At 42.9% G+C, this 20822-nt stretch carries 18 protein-coding genes, 2 tRNA genes and 2 pseudogenes; 7 read left to right on the forward strand and 15 right to left on the reverse strand.

Going from position 1 to position 20822, the window contains the following annotated elements; translation table 11 throughout:
• Positions 1-110: 110 nt before the first annotated feature.
• Genes rktP through A0128_RS08360 form a run of 3 tightly spaced genes read right to left on the reverse strand, consistent with a single transcriptional unit; the run spans position 111 to position 2270 of the window.
• Entirely contained in the window at positions 111-1205 is a 1095-nt protein-coding gene (rktP, locus tag A0128_RS08350) for an Arg-Lys translocation region protein phosphatase RktP (protein ID WP_069607084.1), read from the reverse strand.
• A 1-nt stretch (position 1206) separates the two neighbouring features.
• Entirely contained in the window at positions 1207-2004 is a 798-nt protein-coding gene (gene tatC / locus A0128_RS08355) for a twin-arginine translocase subunit TatC (RefSeq protein WP_069607085.1), read from the reverse strand.
• A gap of 11 nt (positions 2005-2015) precedes the next feature.
• Positions 2016-2270, reverse strand: a complete 255-nt coding sequence (locus A0128_RS08360) for a Sec-independent protein translocase subunit TatA/TatB (RefSeq protein WP_069607086.1) — start codon at positions 2268-2270, stop codon at positions 2016-2018.
• Positions 2271-2490: 220 nt separating this feature from the next.
• Here A0128_RS08360 and A0128_RS08365 point away from each other — a divergent pair, with 220 nt between their 5' ends.
• The 7 genes from A0128_RS08365 (at position 2491) to A0128_RS08395 (ending at position 9430) form a co-directional block, all read left to right on the forward strand.
• Positions 2491-2667, forward strand: coding sequence for a hypothetical protein (locus A0128_RS08365; protein ID WP_156781804.1), 177 nt, complete (start codon positions 2491-2493; stop codon positions 2665-2667).
• A gap of 162 nt (positions 2668-2829) precedes the next feature.
• Positions 2830-3642 carry a hypothetical protein gene (locus A0128_RS08370; RefSeq protein ID WP_069607088.1) on the forward strand — a complete coding sequence of 271 codons (813 nt, stop codon included), beginning with the start codon at positions 2830-2832 and terminating at the stop codon, positions 3640-3642.
• A 50-nt stretch (positions 3643-3692) separates the two neighbouring features.
• Positions 3693-4007, forward strand: a complete 315-nt coding sequence (gene trxA, locus A0128_RS08375; RefSeq protein ID WP_069607089.1) for a thioredoxin — start codon at positions 3693-3695, stop codon at positions 4005-4007.
• 21 nt (positions 4008-4028) lie between these two features.
• Positions 4029-6188 (forward strand): cAMP/cGMP-dependent 3',5'-cyclic-AMP/GMP phosphodiesterase, encoded by a 2160-nt coding sequence (locus A0128_RS08380; RefSeq protein ID WP_069607090.1) that lies wholly within the window; start codon positions 4029-4031, stop codon positions 6186-6188.
• 17 nt (positions 6189-6205) lie between these two features.
• Positions 6206-7336 carry an acyl-CoA dehydrogenase family protein gene (locus A0128_RS08385; RefSeq protein WP_069607091.1) on the forward strand — a complete coding sequence of 377 codons (1131 nt, stop codon included), beginning with the start codon at positions 6206-6208 and terminating at the stop codon, positions 7334-7336.
• Positions 7337-7378: 42 nt separating this feature from the next.
• The gene (locus A0128_RS08390; RefSeq protein ID WP_069607092.1) at positions 7379-8536 is read left to right on the forward strand and encodes an Lsa36 family surface (lipo)protein; all 1158 of its coding nucleotides are present in this window, start codon (positions 7379-7381) and stop codon (positions 8534-8536) included.
• Between the two features lie 282 nt (positions 8537-8818).
• Entirely contained in the window at positions 8819-9430 is a 612-nt protein-coding gene (locus A0128_RS08395) for a hypothetical protein (RefSeq protein WP_069607093.1), read from the forward strand.
• 316 nt (positions 9431-9746) lie between these two features.
• Here A0128_RS08395 and A0128_RS08400 read toward each other — a convergent pair whose 3' ends face one another.
• The 12 genes and pseudogenes from A0128_RS08400 to A0128_RS22205 all read right to left on the reverse strand — a co-directional run bounded on the left by A0128_RS08400 (position 9747) and on the right by A0128_RS22205 (position 20738).
• Positions 9747-11057: an MFS transporter gene (locus A0128_RS08400; protein WP_069607094.1), complete on the reverse strand. Its 1311-nt coding sequence runs from the start codon at positions 11055-11057 to the stop codon at positions 9747-9749.
• 76 nt (positions 11058-11133) lie between these two features.
• A complete protein-coding gene (locus tag A0128_RS08405; protein ID WP_427854335.1) occupies positions 11134-11493 on the reverse strand; it encodes a phasin-related domain-containing protein in 360 nt (119 codons plus the stop codon).
• Between the two features lie 102 nt (positions 11494-11595).
• Positions 11596-12168, reverse strand: a complete 573-nt coding sequence (locus tag A0128_RS08410; RefSeq protein WP_069607096.1) for a bifunctional nuclease family protein — start codon at positions 12166-12168, stop codon at positions 11596-11598.
• Positions 12169-12223: 55 nt separating this feature from the next.
• Positions 12224-14095, reverse strand: coding sequence for an alpha/beta hydrolase (locus tag A0128_RS08415; RefSeq protein WP_069607097.1), 1872 nt, complete (start codon positions 14093-14095; stop codon positions 12224-12226).
• A gap of 1440 nt (positions 14096-15535) precedes the next feature.
• A tRNA-Ile gene (locus A0128_RS08420) sits at positions 15536-15609 on the reverse strand.
• 103 nt (positions 15610-15712) lie between these two features.
• A tRNA-Met gene (locus A0128_RS22075) sits at positions 15713-15822 on the reverse strand.
• Positions 15823-15882: 60 nt separating this feature from the next.
• Positions 15883-16407, reverse strand: a complete 525-nt coding sequence (locus A0128_RS08425; RefSeq protein WP_427854336.1) for a hypothetical protein — start codon at positions 16405-16407, stop codon at positions 15883-15885.
• Positions 16391-16822: pseudogene (locus tag A0128_RS08430) on the reverse strand (LIC_11959 family protein); the annotation flags it as partial. The gene A0128_RS08425 and the pseudogene A0128_RS08430, both read right to left, overlap by 17 nt.
• 71 nt (positions 16823-16893) lie before the next feature.
• Entirely contained in the window at positions 16894-18213 is a 1320-nt protein-coding gene (locus A0128_RS08435) for a HEAT repeat domain-containing protein (RefSeq protein ID WP_069607099.1), read from the reverse strand.
• On the reverse strand, positions 18155-18637 hold the full coding sequence (locus A0128_RS08440; RefSeq protein WP_069607100.1) for a response regulator: 483 nt from the start codon (positions 18635-18637) through the stop codon (positions 18155-18157). The genes A0128_RS08435 and A0128_RS08440 overlap by 59 nt, the downstream gene beginning before the upstream one ends.
• A 114-nt stretch (positions 18638-18751) precedes the next feature.
• On the reverse strand, positions 18752-20131 hold the full coding sequence (locus A0128_RS08445; protein ID WP_083244093.1) for a 6-hydroxymethylpterin diphosphokinase MptE-like protein: 1380 nt from the start codon (positions 20129-20131) through the stop codon (positions 18752-18754).
• Between the two features lie 14 nt (positions 20132-20145).
• A pseudogene (locus A0128_RS22205) lies at positions 20146-20738 on the reverse strand (DNA primase).
• Positions 20739-20822: the final 84 nt, after the last annotated feature.

Consider the following 20822-nt stretch of genomic DNA (forward strand, 5'->3'; position numbering starts at 1 on the left):
CGCGCCGAAGTTTCAAGGCAAATCGTCGGAACTACGACGGACTGGCTTAGGATTTCAGTCTTACAAAACGTTCTGGATAAGATTCTATTCTCGGAAAAGTCTAAGCTTTACTACTGCTTTCTCGTTACCGCTAAAATTGCAGAAGTATCTAAAACATTCTTCCCGTATCTTTTTTCGATGATCCTTCCACAGTCCAAAACCAAGTCTCTCGAGTTGGAAAATTTCTTTCCGGCGAGGGACATCTGAAACTGTTTCGTAAATTCGGAAGAAGGGATTCCGATCGAAGAATAGATTCGATCCGAAGTCAGAACCCAGTATTCTCCCATTTTGAGGGTGATCTTTTTTAGATCCAGTTCTACGGCCTTATAATCAAAATAACGAATCTTTGATTTTTCAAGAGGAACCAACTCTTCATTCTTATAAGTAAACGCGGTCATCTCTTGAAACGTAACGTAACCGAGTTCTCCGGTTTTGGATTCGAGATAAAAAAGAGAAAGGTTTAAGAATGGGATCGGCATCTTGGAAAGAATTTTCCCGATCTTAAAGAGCCATTCTTCTCCTCTGATTCCGTTTCCTTCGTTGGCTAAGGAAAAAATTCCTTCGAGCCTTGCTTTAAAAGCAGATTCTAAAACTCCGGGACTTGGAAATCCCGCGAGAACTCCGATACAACCGTCGGCGGTAGGAATGACGTTCACATAATCGCAGTTAGAGTCTCCGCTCATCCTTGGAAAAAGAGAAATGTCTAAGTTTCGAATTTTGGGGAGTTGAATTCTATAAAACGCTCTCTGAATCGAGTCGGCGATATCTCTTGTTCTTTCGTCGACCGTGTCTTGCGCTGGGTTCGCTTCCAATTCTTTTTGTTGAAAGAATTTCAAACGAAACGCACGAACCAATTCTCCGATCTCGTCGTCTCTCTCCGCGACCGGGCTTTCTTCATAAACGTCGCTTCCCCAGTCTTGGACCAAGGTGACAAGCGATCGCATCGAAGCGTAGATCATCTTTACGGAATAAAAAACGAGCGAGGCTAACAACGTAGAAAAGGAAAGCGAGATCGCGAGTCGGATCGACAAAGAGATCGCCTTGTTTTGTCCCAAAGGGGATTTGAGAATGATATCGTCAGTAACCGTATAAACTAAAAAGAATAAGAAACTGAGGACAAAGACGGCTACTGGCAGTTTGAGTTTGGAAGGAATTCTAATTAACAATTTATTCTCTCTCTATCACCTTCATCAGCACGATCGAAACGGCAAACAGAATGGTCAAAGGAACAAATAAGAACAACATGGAAATCAAATCCGGTCCCGGTGAAAGAACCGCGGCCGCGACCGCGAGTCCGATGATCGCTTCTCTCCATTTGGAAATCAAAAAAGAAGCTCTGACGATTCCTAAACTTCCAAGAAGAATGAGTACAATAGGAAGCTGAAAAGATAAACCGAAAATCAAATGGATGTTAAAAAAAATTTCGTAGTATTCGTCGATCGGAAGTCTCGATTCGATATCGGGAGGACGAAAGTTGACGAGAAAGATTCTTAATAGATTTTCAAACGCTTCCGTCCAACAAAGCCAAACCCCAAACCAAAAAAGAAGCGTGCTAAAAAGAATCAAAAATTTTCCATACCGATCCATTTTGGAATCCAGAGCCGGAGAAACAAATCCCCAGAGAAAAAACAAAACAAACGGAAGTCCCAAAAGAATCGAGATCATAAAAGAACTCTTCAGATAGATCATAAACGGAGCCATCAGTTTGATCTGATAGAAAGTCGCCTGCGGTCCCAATACATTCTTGTATGGTTGGGCTAGGATCCTATGAATTTCTTCTCCGAAAAAAAGAGAGATTCCCATGATCACCGCTACGAGTAAAAGAGATCGAATGAGAACCATCCGGAGTTCTTCCAGATGGTCTCCTAAGGTCATAAACTTTTCTCGATCTCGAACGAGAGACTCTGTCGAACGTTCCGGTTGGGGAAGAGAAGTTGGTTTGAGCTTTTTTTTAGTTCCGGCCATTCCGCGGATGGTTAGGCAGATTTAGATTTTTTGGACTTGGAAGCTTTCGCCTGAACTTCTTCTTTTGGAGCTTGTTCTTGACTGATCTGCTGAGAAGGCTCGTCCGATTCTCCCGTTAAGGATTTGCGAAACGATCTGATTCCGTCTCCGAGGTCTTTCGCGAGAGAAGGGAGTCTCTTTCCTCCGAAGAGTAAGAGCGCGATAAAAAGAATGAGAAGGATTTCAGTCCATCCGAGTGATCCGAAGACTGCGAGTGGTGCAAACATTGTAATACCTCAAAAATGGGCCCTTGGAAAGCCATCGATCCGAAAAACGGATTTTTTAGACTTTTGAAAGTCCGATAATTGGACTTTTTAAGCCGGACACTTATCTGTCAAATAGTTAGTAATTCGTCCAAGAAGGCTCGAAAAATTTGCTTTTCTTCGTTTTCGAATTCGAAGCGGAAAACGGTTTCTTTTTTTGGGAATTCCTGATAAAGCTGACTTTATGGAATTATCTTCAATCGGTCCTTCTTCGGGCGCTTCTCTTTCCGAGCTCCCATCGATTCAAAATTCGTCTTCTTCTCAGAATGTGATTTTGCAAGGCGCTCCCGAAAAACAGGAAGGAATCGTAGTTTCCGATCCGATCGCTTCCACGGGAAGTTTTGTAAACGTCGAAGCATAAAGGGAATTTAATTTTTTTAAAAGAATGGCGTGGGCTTCCCGAAAAAGAAAGCCCGTAAAATTCTCTGAAAATGGGCCGATTCTCGGCGGTTGTATTCTTTGAACTCTTTGGAACTTACCGATACTTTCAATATACCAGATTTGGAAAAAGACTGATTTTAGTATGGCATTAACCAAAGAGCAAAAACAGGAATTCGCGGAAAAGCTGACGGACTTCAAAGTCTACTTAGACGATCTAAAAAAGGAAAGCAATCTTTTCAAGTCTCAGTTGAGAAAGGATCCGAGATTGGAACCTTATTATCAGGTCGCTCTTTCGATCAACGCAATCAAAACCATCAACACCTGTCTTTTAGTCAATGACTTGAGTGTTGCGATCTTAGACATCAAAAGTGATACCTACCTAAATACGGGACGTAAAGAAGTCTACAACGCAATCTCCTATATGGAGAAGATCGTAGGCGTGGACTACGAATCGGGACTTGCAGAAAATAAAGACATGCTCGTCAAAATTTCCGAATTTACTCCGGTCCAGAGATTGAATTTTGTAAAAGCGATTCGTCAGGTAACTAACAAAACGATCGAAGCGTTTGGAACAAATAGCAAATGGAAATGGAGTTTTCCCGAAATTCATTTCAAAATCGGAGTTCTTTGTAAAAATCTTTTTGACTTCCGTGCCTTCGAAAAAGAACGAGATTTGGAAAATCCAAACTACTACATACGCCAGGAACACTTCAATTTAGTCTTAGAACTTTGCAACTACGCCGCCCAAGAATACAGGGCTAAGTTCGACCTTTCGACTCAGGACGTCGGGGATCTCAAAAAGTCCATCGGTATGCTCGAGGTAAACCGGAAGATTCTCCAGACAACCGGAGACGCAACGGAGGATCTCGAAAAAACAAAAACATTGATCGAATCCTTAAAAGAGAAAGTCGAATCATTAGAAGCGGATAAAGAGAAAAAGAAAAAGAAAAAATAGACCGAACGAGTCTGATATATATTATAGGAAAAAAGGAGACTGAATCAAAGATGGCATTGGCAGAAGTCAACGATTCAAATTTTAAGACGGAAACATCCGGGGGACTCGTCCTCGTGGATTGTTGGGCAGAGTGGTGTGGCCCTTGTAGAATGGTTGGACCCGTATTGGAAGAACTCTCAGGAGAACTATCCGGTGTGGTGAAGATCAAAAAACTCAACGTAGACGATAATCAAGATACGGCTCAGAGCTTAGGAATCTCTTCTATCCCGACGTTGCTCCTTTACAAAGACGGACAACTCGTGGACAAAGTGATCGGAGCTCTCCCAAAAGCGCAAATTAAGAATTTTATCGAAAGACATAAATAATTCTTTTTCCTCTCACAACTTATGCTGAAAGAAACATACAAAGGTTACACGGAACTGCCTAGAGGAGGGTATCTCATCGATACCACCGAGGGATACCTTCAAATTGGCTCTCCGCCTGAAACGATCAAAGATACAATGGGGTTTGAAAAAAAATCCCCATTGGTCTTCATTCTTCCAAACAAATTCTTTCACGTAGAAAAGGGAATCAGTACGGCTGAACTCGAATTCCCGATTTATTATAATTTCTTTCTAAGACAAAAAAAAACATTCATCGTCTGTACCGAAGAACAAAGAAAACAGCTCATCACCGTACTCAAAGAATCTTTGATGGGTCCGGAGAACATCAACTTAAAGAGTGAATTCTTAAACGGAGAAGAATCTTTCGGTTTTCCCGATATGAAAGCGGAGATGGCTTATTTCCGAGGCTACAAAGGACTCGAAGACGTAGTCGATTTTAAAGTATTCGATTCGGAGAATACGGTTAAAATCGGAGAAGTCGCAATCATCAAATTAGAATCCGGAGACTTTCTCATCGAAGACGGTGACAGAAAGATCGAAGTTCCCGGAGAAGTCGGATTCAATATTAAATACGATATCGGAGAAAGACCGACCGAACCGTTCCAAGCTCCGATCATAGGAATCACTTGTCTCGGACCTTCTCACGGATTTGATCCCGAAGACAACACTTCCGGTTTTATCATCTGGTTGAATCACCAAGGAATCATGGTGGATCCTCCGGTGAATTCTACGGAGTGGTTGCGTCAATCGAACGTAAACCCAAAACTAATCAACCACGTCATCTTAACTCATTGTCACGCGGATCATGACGCCGGCACCTTTCAAAAGATCCTAGAAGAAAATAAAATCACCATTCACGCGACGGAAACCGTGATGGACAGTTTTTTGCGGAAGTATTCCGCACTTACGAAAATTCCAAAAAAGGAATTACAGGAACTCTTTCACTTCCAACCGATCATCATCGGAAAAGCGACGATGATCAACGGTGGAGAATTCAATTTTCATTATGCACTTCATTCGATCCCTTCGGTTGGTTTTGAATTTTTCTTTCAAGATCAATCCTTTATGTATACCTCCGATCACCTAAACGAACCTGAAATTCACGATAAGATGTATGCCCAAGGAATTCTTCCCGAATCCAGATGGAAGTTTTTTAAGGAATTTCCTTGGGATCGTAGAATCATCTATCACGAAGCGGGCATTCCTCCGTTGCACACTCGAGTGAGTTATCTCGCTTCTCTTCCGGAAGAAATTCAGGAAAAGATTACGGTCTATCATATCGCAAGAAAGGATATGCCGACCGGAACCAAACTCAAACTCGCTCGTTTCGGAATCGAGAATACACTCTATCCGGAGATCACGCCTCCAAAACATATCGAAGCCTACAACCTTTTGGACGTGATGACTCAGATCGATATCTTTCACGGATTCCCGATCGAAAAGGCAAAAGAATTTTTACTCATCGTCAACGAAGAAAGATACAAACGCGGAGATCATATCATTCGAAAAGGAACTCCGGGGGATAAGTTTTATATCATCGCATCCGGAAACGTAAAGTTCGAAGGGCTCAATCAGGATGGATCCGAAGGGGTTCCCGTAAAAAGATACGGAACTTACGAATACTTTGGAGAAGCTTCTCTTGTGTTGGATCTTCCCAGAGCCGCGGACGTTTACGCCGAAACCGACGTTCTCGCTCTAACGATCGAAAAAAATAAGTTTTTACAATTCATCAGAAATTCGGACTTAAAGAATAACCTAACGCGTCTCAACGAAATTCGAGATTCTAATTCTTGGAAGGCGCTTGCCGAATCCAGACACTTTAGAGGACTGACGAGCCACCAGATTACGCAGCTGGAATTGATCATGACCTTGCATAAAGTGAACGCAGGTTCAATACTTGTGAAAGAAAAAGAATTTTACGGTGATGCGTATATCATTCGAAATGGAAAAGTAAACGTCTATCAGAACGGTAATTTACTAGCCGAACTTACGGACGGGGATTTCGTTGGAGAGATCTACAATATCTCCAAGAATTTTGTATCGAATTATACGTTTCAAGCTGAAGTAGATACGGAATTATACTCCATTCAGCAGAATGACCTGATCGATTACGTAAAGAAGAATCCCGGCGTTTACATGAGAATGAACACAGTCTATTCGTAGACGTTAGGGAGATTAGAATGGAAAGAGTCCTACAATTCACGGAAGAACACGAAGCGTTCCGTGGAATGGCGAGAAAGTTTTTTGAGACGGAAGTCGCTCCGCATCACGAATCCTGGGAAAAAGTCGGAATCGTTCCGAAAGAAGTTTGGAAAAAAGCCGGTGCGAGCGGATTGCTTTGCCCCAATATTCCCGTTGAATACGGCGGATCCGACGCCGATTTTCTATACAATGTAATCATAATAGAAGAATCCGCGAAAGTAGGGAATAGCGGATTCTTTATTTCCTTACACAACGACGTGATTGCTCCTTATATTTCGACTTACGCAAACGATGAACAAAAAGCGCGTTGGTTGCCAGGTTGTGCGAGCGGAGATAGTATTCTTGCGATCGCGATGACGGAACCGGGAGCCGGGTCCGACCTCAAAAGTATTCGAACCACAGCCATTGAAAAGAGCGATCATTACGTCGTAAACGGACAAAAAACATTTATTTCCAACGGACAGTTGGCAAATTTAGTGATTACGGCTGTTAAACATGACAGTGGCGCGATGTCCCTCCTCATGGTGGAAGAGGGAATGAAGGGCTTTGAAAGAGGAAGAAGACTCGAAAAAATTGGTTTAAAAGCTCAGGATACTTCGGAACTCTATTACAACGACGTAATCGTTCCAAAGGAAAACTTGATCGGTAAACAAGGACAAGGTTTTCGATATTTGATGCAGAAGTTAGCTACGGAGCGTTTGGTCCTCGGACTCGCCGCCGTGGAAGCGACTGCGCTCGTTCAAAGAATTACGCTTCAGTACATCAAGGAAAGACAGGCATTCGGTAAAAAAATCGGATCCTTTCAGCATATCAAGTTTAAGATGGCTGAGATGGCGACTGAGCTCGAGATGTGCCGGACTTTCGCCGATAAGGTCACTATGGAGACCATGGCCGGAAGATCGGATACTGCACAAGCCTCGATGGTAAAGTGGTATTCGACTGAGATGCAAAAACGTCATACGGATGAATGTTTGCAGTTCTTTGGCGGTTATGGTTATATGATGGAATATCCGATCGCCAGAGCGTATCTGGACGCGAGAATCCAGACAATTTACGCGGGAACGACGGAAATCATGAAGGAGATCATAGGAAGAAGCCTAGGACTCTGAAATTAATTTCCAAAAGTTCCCGTCGAATAAAACGGGATAAAAATGAATACCTGCCGCAAATCAGTTTTAGGAAGAATTCTTCCTACATTAATTCTTTCCATTGCCGGACTGGTTCCGGCGGGTTCTCTCTTCTCGCAAGTAACCTGTACGGGACAAGCTTGTTCTGTCATTCCGAGCAGCATTACTTCTCAGTTCAACGGACTGGAAAACGAGGTTCGAACCAAATACTTAAACGAAGTCGTCAAATCGATGGCCGATTCCGCACTTCTTACCAATATCAATTCTTCGATGATGGGTCCGGGAACGATCAATCGATTTCAGGTGGGCGCTGGAATTTCGGGCGCGGGCACTAAGAACGACGATATTCAGATTCAGTATGCGGGGATCAATCTTCCGAATCTCCCGAACGGTGGAGCTTCCATCAGCCCTTCTTTTATGGCCGGAGTGAATCTGGGATGGTTGACCGCAAACGGTCCGTCCGATCAGGAAGAAGAAAAGAGAAGCTTCCTACATAGAATCAACATTTATGTTCACGGGTTTCAGGGAAAATTGGGTCAAGGCGATTTGAGATCCGCCAATTCCTCCGCCTCGAACGATTTTAAACTCGCAGGAAATTTTAATTCTTTTGGAGCGACGGTTCGCTTTCAGCTCATTAAAGAACGTTATACACGTTTAGACTTTTTCGGTTTTACCGGGCTCAGCCTCGGACTCGGATTTCATAGCAAGACGGAAGAACTTTCCATGGGATATTCTCCGACTTCGATTCCGAAAGTCTCCTTTGGACCCGCTACAGGACGTTGGGACGCAGACTTTCAGATGGATTATAAGGCAAAAACTCAGTCTCTTCCGATCGACATTCGAACGGGAGTTCGTCTTTTTTATCTTCTTACAATTTTTGCGGGAGCGGGAATTAGTCAGAACTCCGGAGGTTCCAGTATGAACCTTCTCGTCTCCGGACCTTTCGCACTCACCTTGGATGCGGCGGCCGCCGGGTTGCCTTACGATTTCTTAAAGGGATATCAGAATACTTCCACGGGAAATCTTTCGATTCGCACTCATGGAGACGCCAAGGTAAAAGACAGCGTGAACTATTTGATTGGCGGTGTGGAGCTCAATCTACTCACATTCAAGATTCTTGTGGAAGGACTTGTATCCGAGAAGTTTTATTCTGCAAATGTGGGTGTGAAATTCGCGCTTTAGTTTCTACGGCACGGTTTTTGCATTCCTTTCTACAGATCAGTTTCAATTCGAACGAGGACATATAAAGATCCTCGTTTCGAAAGAATCTGGAATCTTCTTTAAAACGGATTCTTTCGTGCTTTCCGATCGCTTTTAAGAAGATTCCTCTTCAAATTTGGAAAGAATTTCAAATTTTGATTCTTAAATTACGAATGGAAACTGTGATTTTTATCGGCCTCATGAAAATGCGATTTATGAGGAGAATGCTTTAGAACTAAACAGAATGTGCTTGAGGAAACCGTTATGATTCAAACAACTACAGAGTCTTCCATTCATATCTCTTGTATTCCGAGAGACGGATCCTATGCCCTCAAGGTAAATATTTCCAATAACGAGATCGGAATCATCTATCGAGTAACGGCCGCTCTTTTTGTAAGAGGTTGGACGATCGAGGAAGCCGTCGCGGAAACTTCGCAGGACGGATATATCAGCGATATTTTTATCATCAAAAACGTGGAGAATCTTCCGATGACTGACGAGATGCTTCAGGTCATTCACTCCGATTTGAAGGAGATGTTTTTTCAGGGAGTTTCCGTTCTCAATTACTTGGAAAAATTTCCGGAGAAGGCCGAATATCTAAAGAACAAGGAAAGATCTCAGATTGAACTTTTCTTGTTCAATTCTCATGGAAGCGATTGCACCGTGATGGATCTTAGAATGAAGGATCGCCCCGGGATTATTTTTGAAGTGTCTCAGCTTCTCTTTCTGTATGGAATCGACATTCTTTCTTTCAAAGCGGTTACTGATTCGGGATCCGTTCGAGATACGTTTCTTTTAAGACTGGAAAACGGAAGTAAATTGGATGAAGGTCTTCATTTTGAACGATTGACCTTGGCTCTGAAAACGATTCTCTAAAGAATTTTCTGAAAAATCTATCCACTTTGAAATCGGTCGGCTTGCATTAGAGAGCTTGCCGATTTTCAAAAAATCTTCGACCTTACATTCGATTTGCCGCGAGCTTTTACGGACCTTTCTTTTTAAGCAGATTCTATTCGTTTGTTCCGACAAAGTTTTTTTACGGAAAAATTGCTTGAAAACGGACTTAAAGTCCGCTACCAGTAAAATTTACGGCAGGATCTACGAGTCATGAAAAATTACATTCAAGTTTTTGAATGTATTAAGTCGTTTTGATTTGTATGTCTACGCAAAACAAAATTTTTAGATAAAACTTCTAATCGTTTGTCTGCGAATGGGCGTGAACGGGTTGTTTTAATTTCCAGATCAGAAGTAAGAAAAAGAAACAGATGATTCCGGACGTGAGAAAGGAAATCGCAGGCCCTTTGCTAAAATAGATAAGACAAAACGCAAAAGGAGCCAATCCTCTTCCTAAAGAAGCCAGACTTCGAAACATTCCCAAGTTGGTTCCTTGTTCTTCTTTTCCCGAAACCAAAGAGACTAACGTGGAAAGAGAAGGGTGTAGGAGCGCGCTTCCCGAAGATAAAAAAGTCAAAGCGATAAAAAGCTGATAAGAATTGGAAACAAAGTAGAGAAGTGCAAAACCCAACAAGAGAGAGAGCGAACCGGCTCTTACGAGACGTGTTTCTTTTACTTTACCGGAAAGTTTTCGGAAAACACCACCCTGGATGAGAACGATAATCATACCGATATAAACAAAGGTAAAACCGATCTCGCTCGGAGAGTAATTCAAAAATTGACTCAGATAAAAATTGATCGAGAATTCAAATCCCGAAAATGCAAAAACAAAGATAAAGTAGAGAAGGGAATACAAAACTACTTCTCTATTTTTGGAAGTAAAAACTCCCAGAATCGGATGAGTCTTTTTATGAGTCGTCGTCGCCTGTGGATCCGTTTTTAACGTTTCTCGAAACCAGAAAAGAATCATCAAAAGATTGAGAAAGGCGACGACTGTCGCAGCAAGAGCGGAAGCAGGAAAGGCAGTCAGAGTGATTTCCGGAAACATGAGCTCAATAAAACTCAAGTCCACTTTCGCAAAGAGTCCACCGATCGGTGGACCTGCGATAAAACCCAAGCCCACACCGGCGCCGATCAATCCCATTCCTTTGGCGCGATCTTTTTCGCTCGTGATATCTGCCATCGCTGCGGAGGCAACGGAAATGTTTCCACCCATCATCCCCGTGATGACTCTGGAAAAAACGAATAGGGAAAAACTTCCCGAAAAAAGCCAAACCGCATAACCGAAAAAACTTCCGAGACTTGTAAAAACAAGAATCGGTTTTCTTCCGATACGATCCGAAATTCTTCCCCAGATCGGTGCAAAGGCAAATTGTAAAAGGGAATAAAGGCTCGCGACGATTCCACCGAAGAGGGCCACAAATAAAGACCAATCTCCTCCGGAAGCTTCCATAAGAATTCTTGTAAGATCCGTGAATTTATCTAAGACCGGATCGCCGGATTTTGCGAGGAATATCTTAAGGGTTTCGGGAAAGATGGGAAAGATTACGGAGAATCCCATCATATCGATGAAGACTGTAAAAAAAAGTACGAAGGATAGTTTATTCATGCTCAGGAAGAATGGCCTGAAAACAATACTCTTTCAAGCCATCCGCCTTGTCTCAACATTTTCAAAAAAAGGAAAGTTATTGTTTTCTACTCAAGAGCTGCTTCAGTTCATCCAGAGTTGTTCTTGCGGCGGCCTTGAATTGTTCCGGAATGGAAGATTCGATTTCCGCGGAAAGACGAATGAAATTCTCCTGAAGTTTGACAAGAGCTTCCTGTCTTCCTTCTCCACTTTTGGAAAGAATTTCGGTCGCGTCCTGAACGGTTTTATTGAGAAGTTCGCGAACTTGATTTGCTTTAAAGCTCTGGTTCGCTTCTCCCTTTTCTCTGAGTTCTTGGTAGATCTTGTCTAGTTCGGCCAAGGATTGTTTGACTCTTCCTTCTCCGTTTTGAAACAACGCGATTCCGGCGTTAAGAATGTCCATCAGTAGTTTTTCCAATCTGCTTCTCCTCTCAATCGGAATTCAAAAATCGAATTCGATCTTTATTTTTTCGAACTTTTGCACCGATTCTATCGGGCTCTTTTTATTCTTTCGAGTAAATTATGAATTTTCGATCAGCTTTTTGATCTGATCTCTGAGTCTCGCTGCGGTCTCGTAGTCTTCGGTTTTGAGCGCGTTGTTTAAGGATTCTTGAAGAATTTCGAGCTGAGTCTTTGGGAGTTGGGAAATCTTTTCCCTCGCGATGGATTCTCCCGGAATCTCCTCGTCTTTCATTTCGATTCCTGCCTCTTCGATTACTTTTTTTGCGAGATAGATCGGAGCGTTCGCGCGAAGTGCGAGGGCGATCGAGTCGCTCGGTCTTGCGTCCAAAATGATCACGTCCTCGTCTTTTCGAAGCGTGATCTTTGCGTAAAAAGTATTGTCTATGATTTCTTCGATCGAAATTTTAACGATGCTTACGTTCAGAGTCGTGAGGAGAACGGTCATCAGATCGTGAGTCATGGGTCTCGGAGGTTTGGTTCCGTCCAAAACGGAAGTGATGGAATGCGTTTCCAAAGGTCCAATGAAAATCGGAACCACTCTGGAATCAGAATCGTCCTTCGTTTTTAAAAAAACCGCGAACCCAACGTTTGTCAGGGAAATATCTGAAATTTTTGCTTCTACGAGATCCATTCCCTTTGGAGGCTATCTTTGCAAACCTTTGGTGTCAAATGCTTTCCCGCAGAAATTAATCCAGTTTCTGAATCCAATCGTGAAAGCCAGCACACATTTCCCGAACCGTCGGCATGTGAAAAAGAATTCCCAAATGTCCCTGATCGAATTTTACGATTTGATTATTTTTAGAAGGAAGGGCTTTTAATTCTTCTTCCACGGAATCCACGGGAACGATTTTGTCCAGAGTGCCTAAAACCGAATAAATCGGGAGTTCGAAATTTTTCTGTAACTCCGTGTAATTGATCGAACCGTCGAAAGAAAAAAAAGCGTGATCCTTACTCAACTGAGAACGAATGAATTGCAGAATGACCTTTGTGGATTCTTCACAAAAAATATCCTCTATGAGAAAATACCATTCCGGAGGGGAGATCTGTCTGTAACCTACGAAGTCTCTGAGGTTTACAACCTTCGTACTGAGTTCGAAAGAAACCGTTCTCAAAGAAGAATGGAGTCCCAAGAGAAATTTAAAAAACTTATTTAGGTCCACCGTCGGAAGCGTGGATTGAAGGGAGAATGTCGTAAGGTCAAAGATAAAATCGGAAATCGATTTTGTGGGAAGAAGGCTGAGGCCCGTTTTGATGGCGTTCATTCCCGGGATGTTGGTTCCTACCGAAACGAAGTTCGGAGAGGTTACTGAAATAATTCCGGAGATCGCTTCTTTCGGATCGGGGAGAGGAACCTTGGTCTGAGGATACTTTGCGACAAAGGTTTCATAGGCCGACGCGTAGTAGCGGGGAATCATTCCTCCCATACTGTGTCCCATCACGACGATCTTCTCTTTTGGAAAGCTTTCACGAATCCAATTTAAGACCGCGGGAAAATCTTCTTGGATAAAGTCGTCGATCGTCCAACCTTCTTTGATTCCGTTGTAAGGAAGAGTCTGTCTGGAACGACCTCTCATGTCCATCGAGAAGACACGGTAACCGTATTTGAGAGCCATCTCTCTCGCCACCTTATCCATCACCGATCTTCTACAGAAAAATCCGGGAATCAAGAGAAGAATCTTTCCCGTATCGTTTGTCTTTTCCGGTTCAAAACGTTTGAGACTTACCGAAAAACCGTTGCTAGACGGAATGATATAACTCGCGTCGAGCCGATAAGAACAGTTGTATGTATGGCAATCGAAAATGATCGACGTTACCGGATGAACCTGGCCGGAAGTTCTCGTGTAATAGAGATGTTTTGCGTAAGAATGAAGATCCGATTTTTCGATATTCTTCTTTGCGATATAAGGATCGGCTTTGTTGTCCATCTCTCTTGCGACGACAAAGTCAACTACGTCGTAGAGGGAACTGAGTTGTTCTTTGACTTCTTCTCTTTGTTCGTCCGTCATTCTGTCTCGACGGATTCCCCAGATCATACCGATCGGATTTCCTTTTACAAAAAGTGGAATTCCCGCTGCGTAGTTCATGGTTCCGGAAAGAAGGTGTCTGAGGTTCGGGTGAATCTTCTCGTCTTTCAAGCTACTAAAGACGACCTCGGGACGTTTTTTGGTTTCTACTGCGATGATCGCTTCTCGGATAAAGTTGGCGGAGAGATTGTCTTGGTCTTGGATCGAAACCGGAAGCGCGCGGTTAATAAATTCTTGAATATCTTTGAGTCCGATTCGGGTCGCGATCTCTTTCATTTTGAAATGAGTCGCAGAACTTACGATCTTTAGATTCTTATCTTGAATCGCTTCGAAGACTGCATAGTTGAACATCGGTTGGTTGTTTGTGAAAGTCAGGGCGACGATCTTATTTACAAACGCGGACCAGACCTTTTCTAAAAACTTATAGGTATAATCCGGGACCGGAAAAATAAAAATATCGTCGGGAGAAACGTTAAGTCCGCTTTTCCCTCTTCTCTTACGAACGGCAGGTTTTTTTTCCAAGAGTTCAGCCATACTGGTGTCAGAATTGTTAGTAAAAACTTCTCTGCCAACCTGGATTTAAAGTTTTTGAATCTTTTTAAAGGAAATATTTTGCGAAAATAAATAGGCAATAAGTGTTATTTGAGAATTTTTCGTCCGAGTTTTCGAGTGAATTTGATAAGCGAAATGTGAGGGTTTGCGTAGGGTTTCCATTTTAATCAAATCATTCGGGCACTCTATGCAAGATTTCGAATTTTTATCAGGAAGAAGATCGATTCGCAATTTATAAATATGGGTGGCTGATTTTTTTCAGGTCTCGATTCTTTTGTCAGGAATGCCTCGTATCATTTTGTTAAGCGAAAATCTTTAACTGGACAAAAAAATAGATTCATCTTTTTGAATTCGATTTTAGGATCCTTTCGGAAGATCGATTGAAGGCTAAAAGATTTTTTTGAGAAGGGAAATTAAGGACTGAAGGGTTTGGATCGAATCGATTCCAAAGGTTACTTTGATTCCATCGAGGCCGATTCGTTCGATTTGAAACGGCAATGTCAGTTCATTTTTTCATCCTCGGAGGGTTTTGGTTTTCTGTGGGTTTTCTTTTCTTGCGTGAGATCTCGTTTTCTATTGAGTGAGAATGTCGTAAGTCCTACGTTTTACTGTGAAAGTCGCGGAGGGACCCCGCTCTCATTGCATAACCTTTACCACAAATTGAGGGAATCTTAAGATGAACTGTCGGAACTACGACAACTCTCCGTGAAAACGCGCGCCCCACCCAAATTTTGGGCGGAGGGGCGGGTGGTGGAAAAATTCCGGAAACTTTCCTATATCACAAAATTCTAATTTTGCAAGAAAAAAGTCCCGTGTAGGAACTCTAACAAAATCCCTTCCTCGTGGGACGATTCTCGTTACAGTTCTTCTCAACTTGCGGGTAAAGGTGATGCTCATTGGGTGGAGGAGGCGGGCTCGCGTGAAAAAATCGGCAAATTTTTCTCTATCAGAAAATCATTCTTTTCTCAACTCAAACTTTCGCTCTTCAGTTGTCGGAACTCCGACAACTGGATTCTATAAATACTTCTCGATGGGAACTGGGAGAGCAACGTAATTTGAAATTGGATTTTGTTTTAAGGAAGGCTTTACTCCATTGGGCCCAGAAGATGAATTCCGACCCATAGGGAGGAATTCGCTGAGTTCTCTTGAACCTTCGGGCGGAAAATAGGAGCCTGCTGAATTCGGACTTGCCGTTTGGCAGTTTTTCGTCGTAAGCGGATAGAAACTCAGCAGATTCTTCCCTATGGGTCAGAATCTATCACGGCGTCTTTTTCGTGCTCTCGCCATCCGTGGCTCGAGTCGCCTTTGTTACGCTCTCTATGGATCGCTACAAAGGCTCTCACGAAAAATCTTCAAGTCCATCTGGGCGACTTTAGTTTAAGTTTAAAGATTGAGTTTGAAGAAAGAAAAGGTCTTCTCCATTGGGCCCAGAAGGACTTGAACCTTCGACCCGCAGATTATGAGTCTGCCGCTCTAACCAACTGAGCTATAGGCCCGGAGAGTTTCCAGTTTTTCTGGGAAGTCTTGTTCTTCAAGTGAATTTCTACAAGAAGTTGCATTCAGAGGTTTGAATTTAAAAAGAGGAAGGCTTTACTCCATTGGGCCCAGAAGATGGATGCCGATCCGTAGAGAGGCATCCGCTGAGTTTCCTTGAACCTTCGACCCGCAGATTATGAGTCTGCCGCTCTAACCAACTGAGCTATAGGCCCGGAGTGTTTCCAGTTTTTCCGAGAAGACTTCTTCTTCAAGTGAATTTCTTTTGTAAGGATTTAAAAAGAATCTTGAGAAATCGGTTCGAGAAAGTTTTTCGGAGTTTGAAAAAAGTCAGAGATCGTTTTGTTCTCAGAATCGAAAGCGAGGTAGATCGAGACGATCTTTTCTTTTTTTTGAAAGAGATAATAACGAACCGTGAGTGGATTCCCCGCAACAATTTCTTTTCTTTCGGCTCCGATGCCGAGCATCCCGCCCAGTTTGGGGATGGTGAAGTTTTTGGAATTCGGGAACAAATCTTTCAGGAGCGACTCTAAAGATTCTTCTCGTAAGGGGCCTTCCCATTCTCGAAGGATTAACATCCAAGCCCTTCCTTGAGTTGGAATTACTTTCCAGTGATTTCCGTTTCCGTTTGTTTTGACTTCCCCTTTTTCCGGAAAACGGATTTTCAAAAGATTCAAAACAAAGGGAGTGGACGGAGAGTAATAAGCAAGATTTGGATCCAACGGATCTAAGGCCGGAGTCTCTGAGAAAGACAAAAAACAAAAAAGAAAAAGAATCAGACTTTTAGTATATGATTTCATCCAGAGCGAGTTCTCTAAATTCTCCCAGATCATAAACCGGGATGGAGAATCTTCCTTTTTTGTCTTCGAGTGTGACTTCGGAGGCTTTTTTGAAAAGTGGAATCGTGGAAACCTGATAGACGATCATTCCTTCCCATCTTCCTCTTACTTCATAGGCCGCGCCTTCGGCGAGTTTTCGAACCATTCTCGCCCGCGACTTGTCGAATTTATTAATTCTATATTTGTAATATACGGTTTCTCCGTTCCAGTCGTAAAAGACCGCGTAGTTTCCTTTCAGTTCTTGGAAGAATAATTTGATCGTCTCCGGAAAATTGGAGGATTCGGTAGTTAAGGATTCTTTAATGTCTGCTACTCTTTTTTCGTCAAAAGAAATAGAACTCCGATAAGTCGCCGCGGCTCTGTGGACTTCTTGCGCAGAAAAGCCGGAGATACAAACAAAAAAGAGGATCAAAACGATCCCCTTTTTGGATTTCAGAATTTTAGAATTCAAATTCCGTCCTCTAATTCTTCCGCTTCTCCTTTTCCACCAGGGGAAGCGCCTCCGCCTCCGGAAGAAGGTGAACTTCCGCCGTCGGAAGGAGCGGTAGAAGTTCCGGGAATCGGAGAAGGATCCCCCGAGCGAATCGGTCTTTCTCTGTTTCCCGCTTTGTATTTTGGAGAATCGGATTCTTTCAGATCGATATCGCTTCCGGATTCTCCTTTTTTCAATTTCTCTATGGCCATCTTCGCGGCTTTTTTTACTTTTTCACTCGGATCTCTCTGAGCCTTATATTCTAAAATTTCAAGAACTGACATATCTCCTGTGTCGGTGAGATGTTTGATCGCTCTGAGTCTCACGACCGGATCGTCGTCTCTTGCGTAAGCATACAATTCTTCTAATATATCCTTGTCTCCCATGGAAACAAGAGCGGTGATCGAATGGATTTTCAGAGGCTGGTAGTCTTTTACTTCGTTCTTACTTTTGATATTTCGGATCTTATCCAATTCTTCTTTGATCGTAGGCATGGAAGAAAGAGCTTTCATTTTTCCTAATGAACTTACGGAAAAACTTCTTAAGGTAATCGGCTCTTTTGCGTCCTTGTAAATTTCAAGAAGAGCGCCTTCCGCTTTTTTATCCTTATTCTTCCCAAAGAAGAGGGCGATCTGAGCGCGGATTTCCGGATCGTTGAAATTTTCGTTGAGTCTTGCGAGAAGAAACGTGGAAGCCTCGTCTTGAGGAGGAAATTCTCCGAGTGCGTCCAGAACTCCGACTGTGAGATTCGAGTTTTTTGTAAAATCCTGCGTTTTTAGAATCTCAAAAAGAATGGGAGCGCCTTTTTCGAGTTTTAGTTTTTTTGTCGCGTAGATCGATTCTCTCTGAATGTCCGGTTGTTCACTTTTTAAAAGTTTAAGAATTTGATCGCTGAACTGTGAAAGTTTGAGATCGGAAACCGTTCGGATCGCGTAGACTTTCATCATCCAGTCCGGATCTTTTTCCAAAATTTTTCCAAGCTGGTCTATTAGAACTCCGGAATGTTCGGGAGGAAAGTCCTCCAACTCCCGAAGAGCCATCGCCCTTTCCTTTGTGGTTCCGAATTTGAGAACCTGAAGAAGGATGTCCTTCTTTTTTAGGATCTGTTCTTCCGAAAGTTGTTTAGCGGGTTTGGATTGAGGAGCTGAGAAAACCGTCTGACTTATAAAAAAAATCAGAAGAGTATATGCAAAAAAATGAATGTATTTCACAAAGTTTGAAACTTTTTTTTTCGGATTATTTTTGGAGTTTGGAATTTTGATCTTCCAGTTCTTGGATCTTTCTGTTGAGTTCATTGATTAAGTGTTGGTTTTCTAAATTTTGACGGAACTTTTCGATCAGGAATCGAATGTCTCCCGTGAGTTCTTCGATATTCCAAGGTTTCTCCACATACCGGCTCAGTCCCCCGTAATTGATCGCGTGAATCGCAGAATCCAAACCGGCTTGACCCGTGAGCATGATCTTGATCGAATCCGGAAGTCTTCTATGAACTTCCTCTAAAAACTGAGATCCTTTCATTCCCGGCATCACCTGATCGGCGATGATCACTTCGATCACGTAACCGGAGTCTTGGATCTCTTCCATCAGGGCCAAACCTTCTTCCGCGCTGCTCGCGGTTTCGATTTCGTGGCTCTCTCCGAATTCGTTTCGGAGTTGCTGTTGGATCGTTTCCAAGACCGATACTTCATCATCGACACAAATGATATAACCTTTATTCATAATCCCGTTCCCATACCGGAAAGTCTCTTCAGAAGGAGAATTGCGTCGCTTTCTCTGAAAATGTCAAGAGGTTATATCGATCGTCGCGAGAATTACTCAAAGAAGAATCCGGACTTATCTAAAAACGATTCTTTGGATCCGGGAAGAAAGATAGTTCTTTAGATCTAGTTCCGAATGTGCGATGCAAAATTGAATCCAGTTTTCCATCCGGATTTTTTTAGGATCTTCCAAGATCAAACCGGAACGAACTTCCTTTTTTTCAGCCTCTGGAAGGTCAGACACAAGTTCGGTTTGAAAAAGTTCCGGCGCGTCCCGTTTCAGAATTTCTAAAACGGAGAATCTTCGGTCCCAATCGTCCGATTTCTGATAACGAATTCCAAAAAGGGTTTTCTTCCGGGAAAGATGGAGCCGGTCGTAGGATTCGTAACCCGTGGAACGGCAATGGGTTCGACCGCCGCTTCTCTGAAAGTCCACACCTTTCAAAAACATTCTTCCGTATGCGAGTTGTTTGGCGAAAGAAACCGCGATCCCGGCCATATTGAGGGACGGATTCTCCAGAATCGGAGCCTCGGGATAGAAGAGGGCGCGTAACGTTTGATCTAAAGGATGAGTGGAAAAGTAGATCCACTTAGGATTGGGAAGATCAAAAAGATGCGCGGAACCGCCGAACCAAGTAACGATCGGAACGTCGGGGGGAAGAATGTTTCGAAAGTGAAATAACGTTCCTCGAGAAGAATCGATGCTCAAAACCATGTCCGGAACGATTCCCGAAGTGACCAGCCAACCCAGAGAAGTGTCGGAAGCGAGAAGATGAAATCGATTTCTGTTTTTAAGAATCCAATCGGTTTCTCCTTCCAAAGAAGGGCTCGCTCCGGTGAAGAGTAAGGTCTGGTCCTTGAAAAAATTCTCCTTCGCTCCCGAGATAATTCCGGAAGAATTCAAATTCTTGAATATACTCGAAACGTTTCTGACTTCGTTTCGGACCCAGATTTTTTGAAAGTAATCCTTTGCCGCCTGATTCTGGGAATTCTGTTTGAGAGAATCCAAAAAGTGAACCGTAAGATCCGGGAACTTACGCGTATAAACCGGATGTAAGAACGGAGTGACTTTGTTTGTGCCTTCTGCAAGCCAGTGGGTGAGGGGTTGTTCCAAAAAAGAATCCAAACCGAAGATCATCCGAATTTGGTGCCCTTTTTCGGAATAAGAACGTAGCAGTCGATCAAAGAATTTTTCGGCGATCGGTTTGAGAGAAGAGATCGGTTCTACGATGAGAAGATGAACCGGTGTTTCCCTTTTTTTGAGATAGGATTCAACGTGATAACCGAGCGCAAATCCAAAGATTAGAATCGTTTCTTTTGGCGATTCCGGAATCGGAATTTGTTCGGAGAGTCTTTCTCCTTCGGATGTGGGATTGAATCTAGAATGAAAAAGGAAACCCGATTGGGTTTCCTCTAAGTTCAGGGTTCCGTTTGGATTGGAAATGAGACGGTAGATAAGCGAAAGACCTCTTAGTCCTCTTTTTTCTCGGCTACTTCTTCCTCTTCGTCGTCGTCGTCGAGTTTTTCTTCCTCGTCTTCTTCGTCATCATCTTCATCCTCGTCTTCCTCATCATCCTCGTCCTCTTCTTCTTCCTCATCTTCATCGGCGTCGAGACCTTCTTCGTCTTCGTCACCATCCAAGATTGGGCGAGGAGCTTCTTCCGGGATAAAATCTTCTTCCGTATCTTCTTCTGCGATCGGAGCTTGAGGAGCTTCAAAAAGTCCGTTAAATTTAGAATAGGACGCGTTTGTGATGTTTGCTTCTTGGTCGAGTACGATTCTTTCTTCTTTTGTGAAGTAACCATACTGCACTTCTTCGCTCGCGAGTGCATACATCGCTTGAACTGCTAATTTTCTAGCTTTGATTTTTTTAGGGAGTTCTAATCTTTCGATTCGGTCCAGCGTGTGGAATCCGGCAACGGCTTTTTCATACTTGTTGCGTTTTGCGAGTTCGATGAGAGTTACGATGTCAAATTCAGGATTAAGTTGGTTCATTCGGATTCCCTGGTAGAGTCGAAAGGACGTTCAAAATACCATGAAATCAAGGGTAGAGGAGTTGTCAAACCCTTATCGTCCTCATTTCAGAGAGAACTCTTTTTTGGGATCCTCAGAAAAAAACTGTAAAATCGGTCAAATTATGTCTCATA

This window comes from Leptospira tipperaryensis (assembly GCF_001729245.1).
GTDB classification, from domain to species: Bacteria; Spirochaetota; Leptospiria; order Leptospirales; family Leptospiraceae; genus Leptospira; species Leptospira tipperaryensis.

Coding starts and splice junctions, on each gene's coding strand:
- tatC (WP_069607085.1), bottom strand. CDS start 2,004: ATGGCCGGAACTAAAAAAAAGCTCAAACCAACTTCTCTTCCCCAACCG.
- A0128_RS08360 (WP_069607086.1), bottom strand. CDS start 2,270: ATGTTTGCACCACTCGCAGTCTTCGGATCACTCGGATGGACTGAAATC.
- A0128_RS08365 (WP_156781804.1), top strand. CDS start 2,491: ATGGAATTATCTTCAATCGGTCCTTCTTCGGGCGCTTCTCTTTCCGAG.
- A0128_RS08370 (WP_069607088.1), top strand. CDS start 2,830: ATGGCATTAACCAAAGAGCAAAAACAGGAATTCGCGGAAAAGCTGACG.
- trxA (WP_069607089.1), top strand. CDS start 3,693: ATGGCATTGGCAGAAGTCAACGATTCAAATTTTAAGACGGAAACATCC.
- A0128_RS08380 (WP_069607090.1), top strand. CDS start 4,029: ATGCTGAAAGAAACATACAAAGGTTACACGGAACTGCCTAGAGGAGGG.
- A0128_RS08385 (WP_069607091.1), top strand. CDS start 6,206: ATGGAAAGAGTCCTACAATTCACGGAAGAACACGAAGCGTTCCGTGGA.
- A0128_RS08390 (WP_069607092.1), top strand. CDS start 7,379: ATGAATACCTGCCGCAAATCAGTTTTAGGAAGAATTCTTCCTACATTA.
- A0128_RS08395 (WP_069607093.1), top strand. CDS start 8,819: ATGATTCAAACAACTACAGAGTCTTCCATTCATATCTCTTGTATTCCG.
- A0128_RS08400 (WP_069607094.1), bottom strand. CDS start 11,057: ATGAATAAACTATCCTTCGTACTTTTTTTTACAGTCTTCATCGATATG.
- A0128_RS08410 (WP_069607096.1), bottom strand. CDS start 12,168: ATGGATCTCGTAGAAGCAAAAATTTCAGATATTTCCCTGACAAACGTT.
- A0128_RS08415 (WP_069607097.1), bottom strand. CDS start 14,095: ATGGCTGAACTCTTGGAAAAAAAACCTGCCGTTCGTAAGAGAAGAGGG.
- A0128_RS08425 (WP_427854336.1), bottom strand. CDS start 16,407: ATGAAATCATATACTAAAAGTCTGATTCTTTTTCTTTTTTGTTTTTTG.
- A0128_RS08435 (WP_069607099.1), bottom strand. CDS start 18,213: ATGAACTCAACAGAAAGATCCAAGAACTGGAAGATCAAAATTCCAAAC.
- A0128_RS08440 (WP_069607100.1), bottom strand. CDS start 18,637: ATGAATAAAGGTTATATCATTTGTGTCGATGATGAAGTATCGGTCTTG.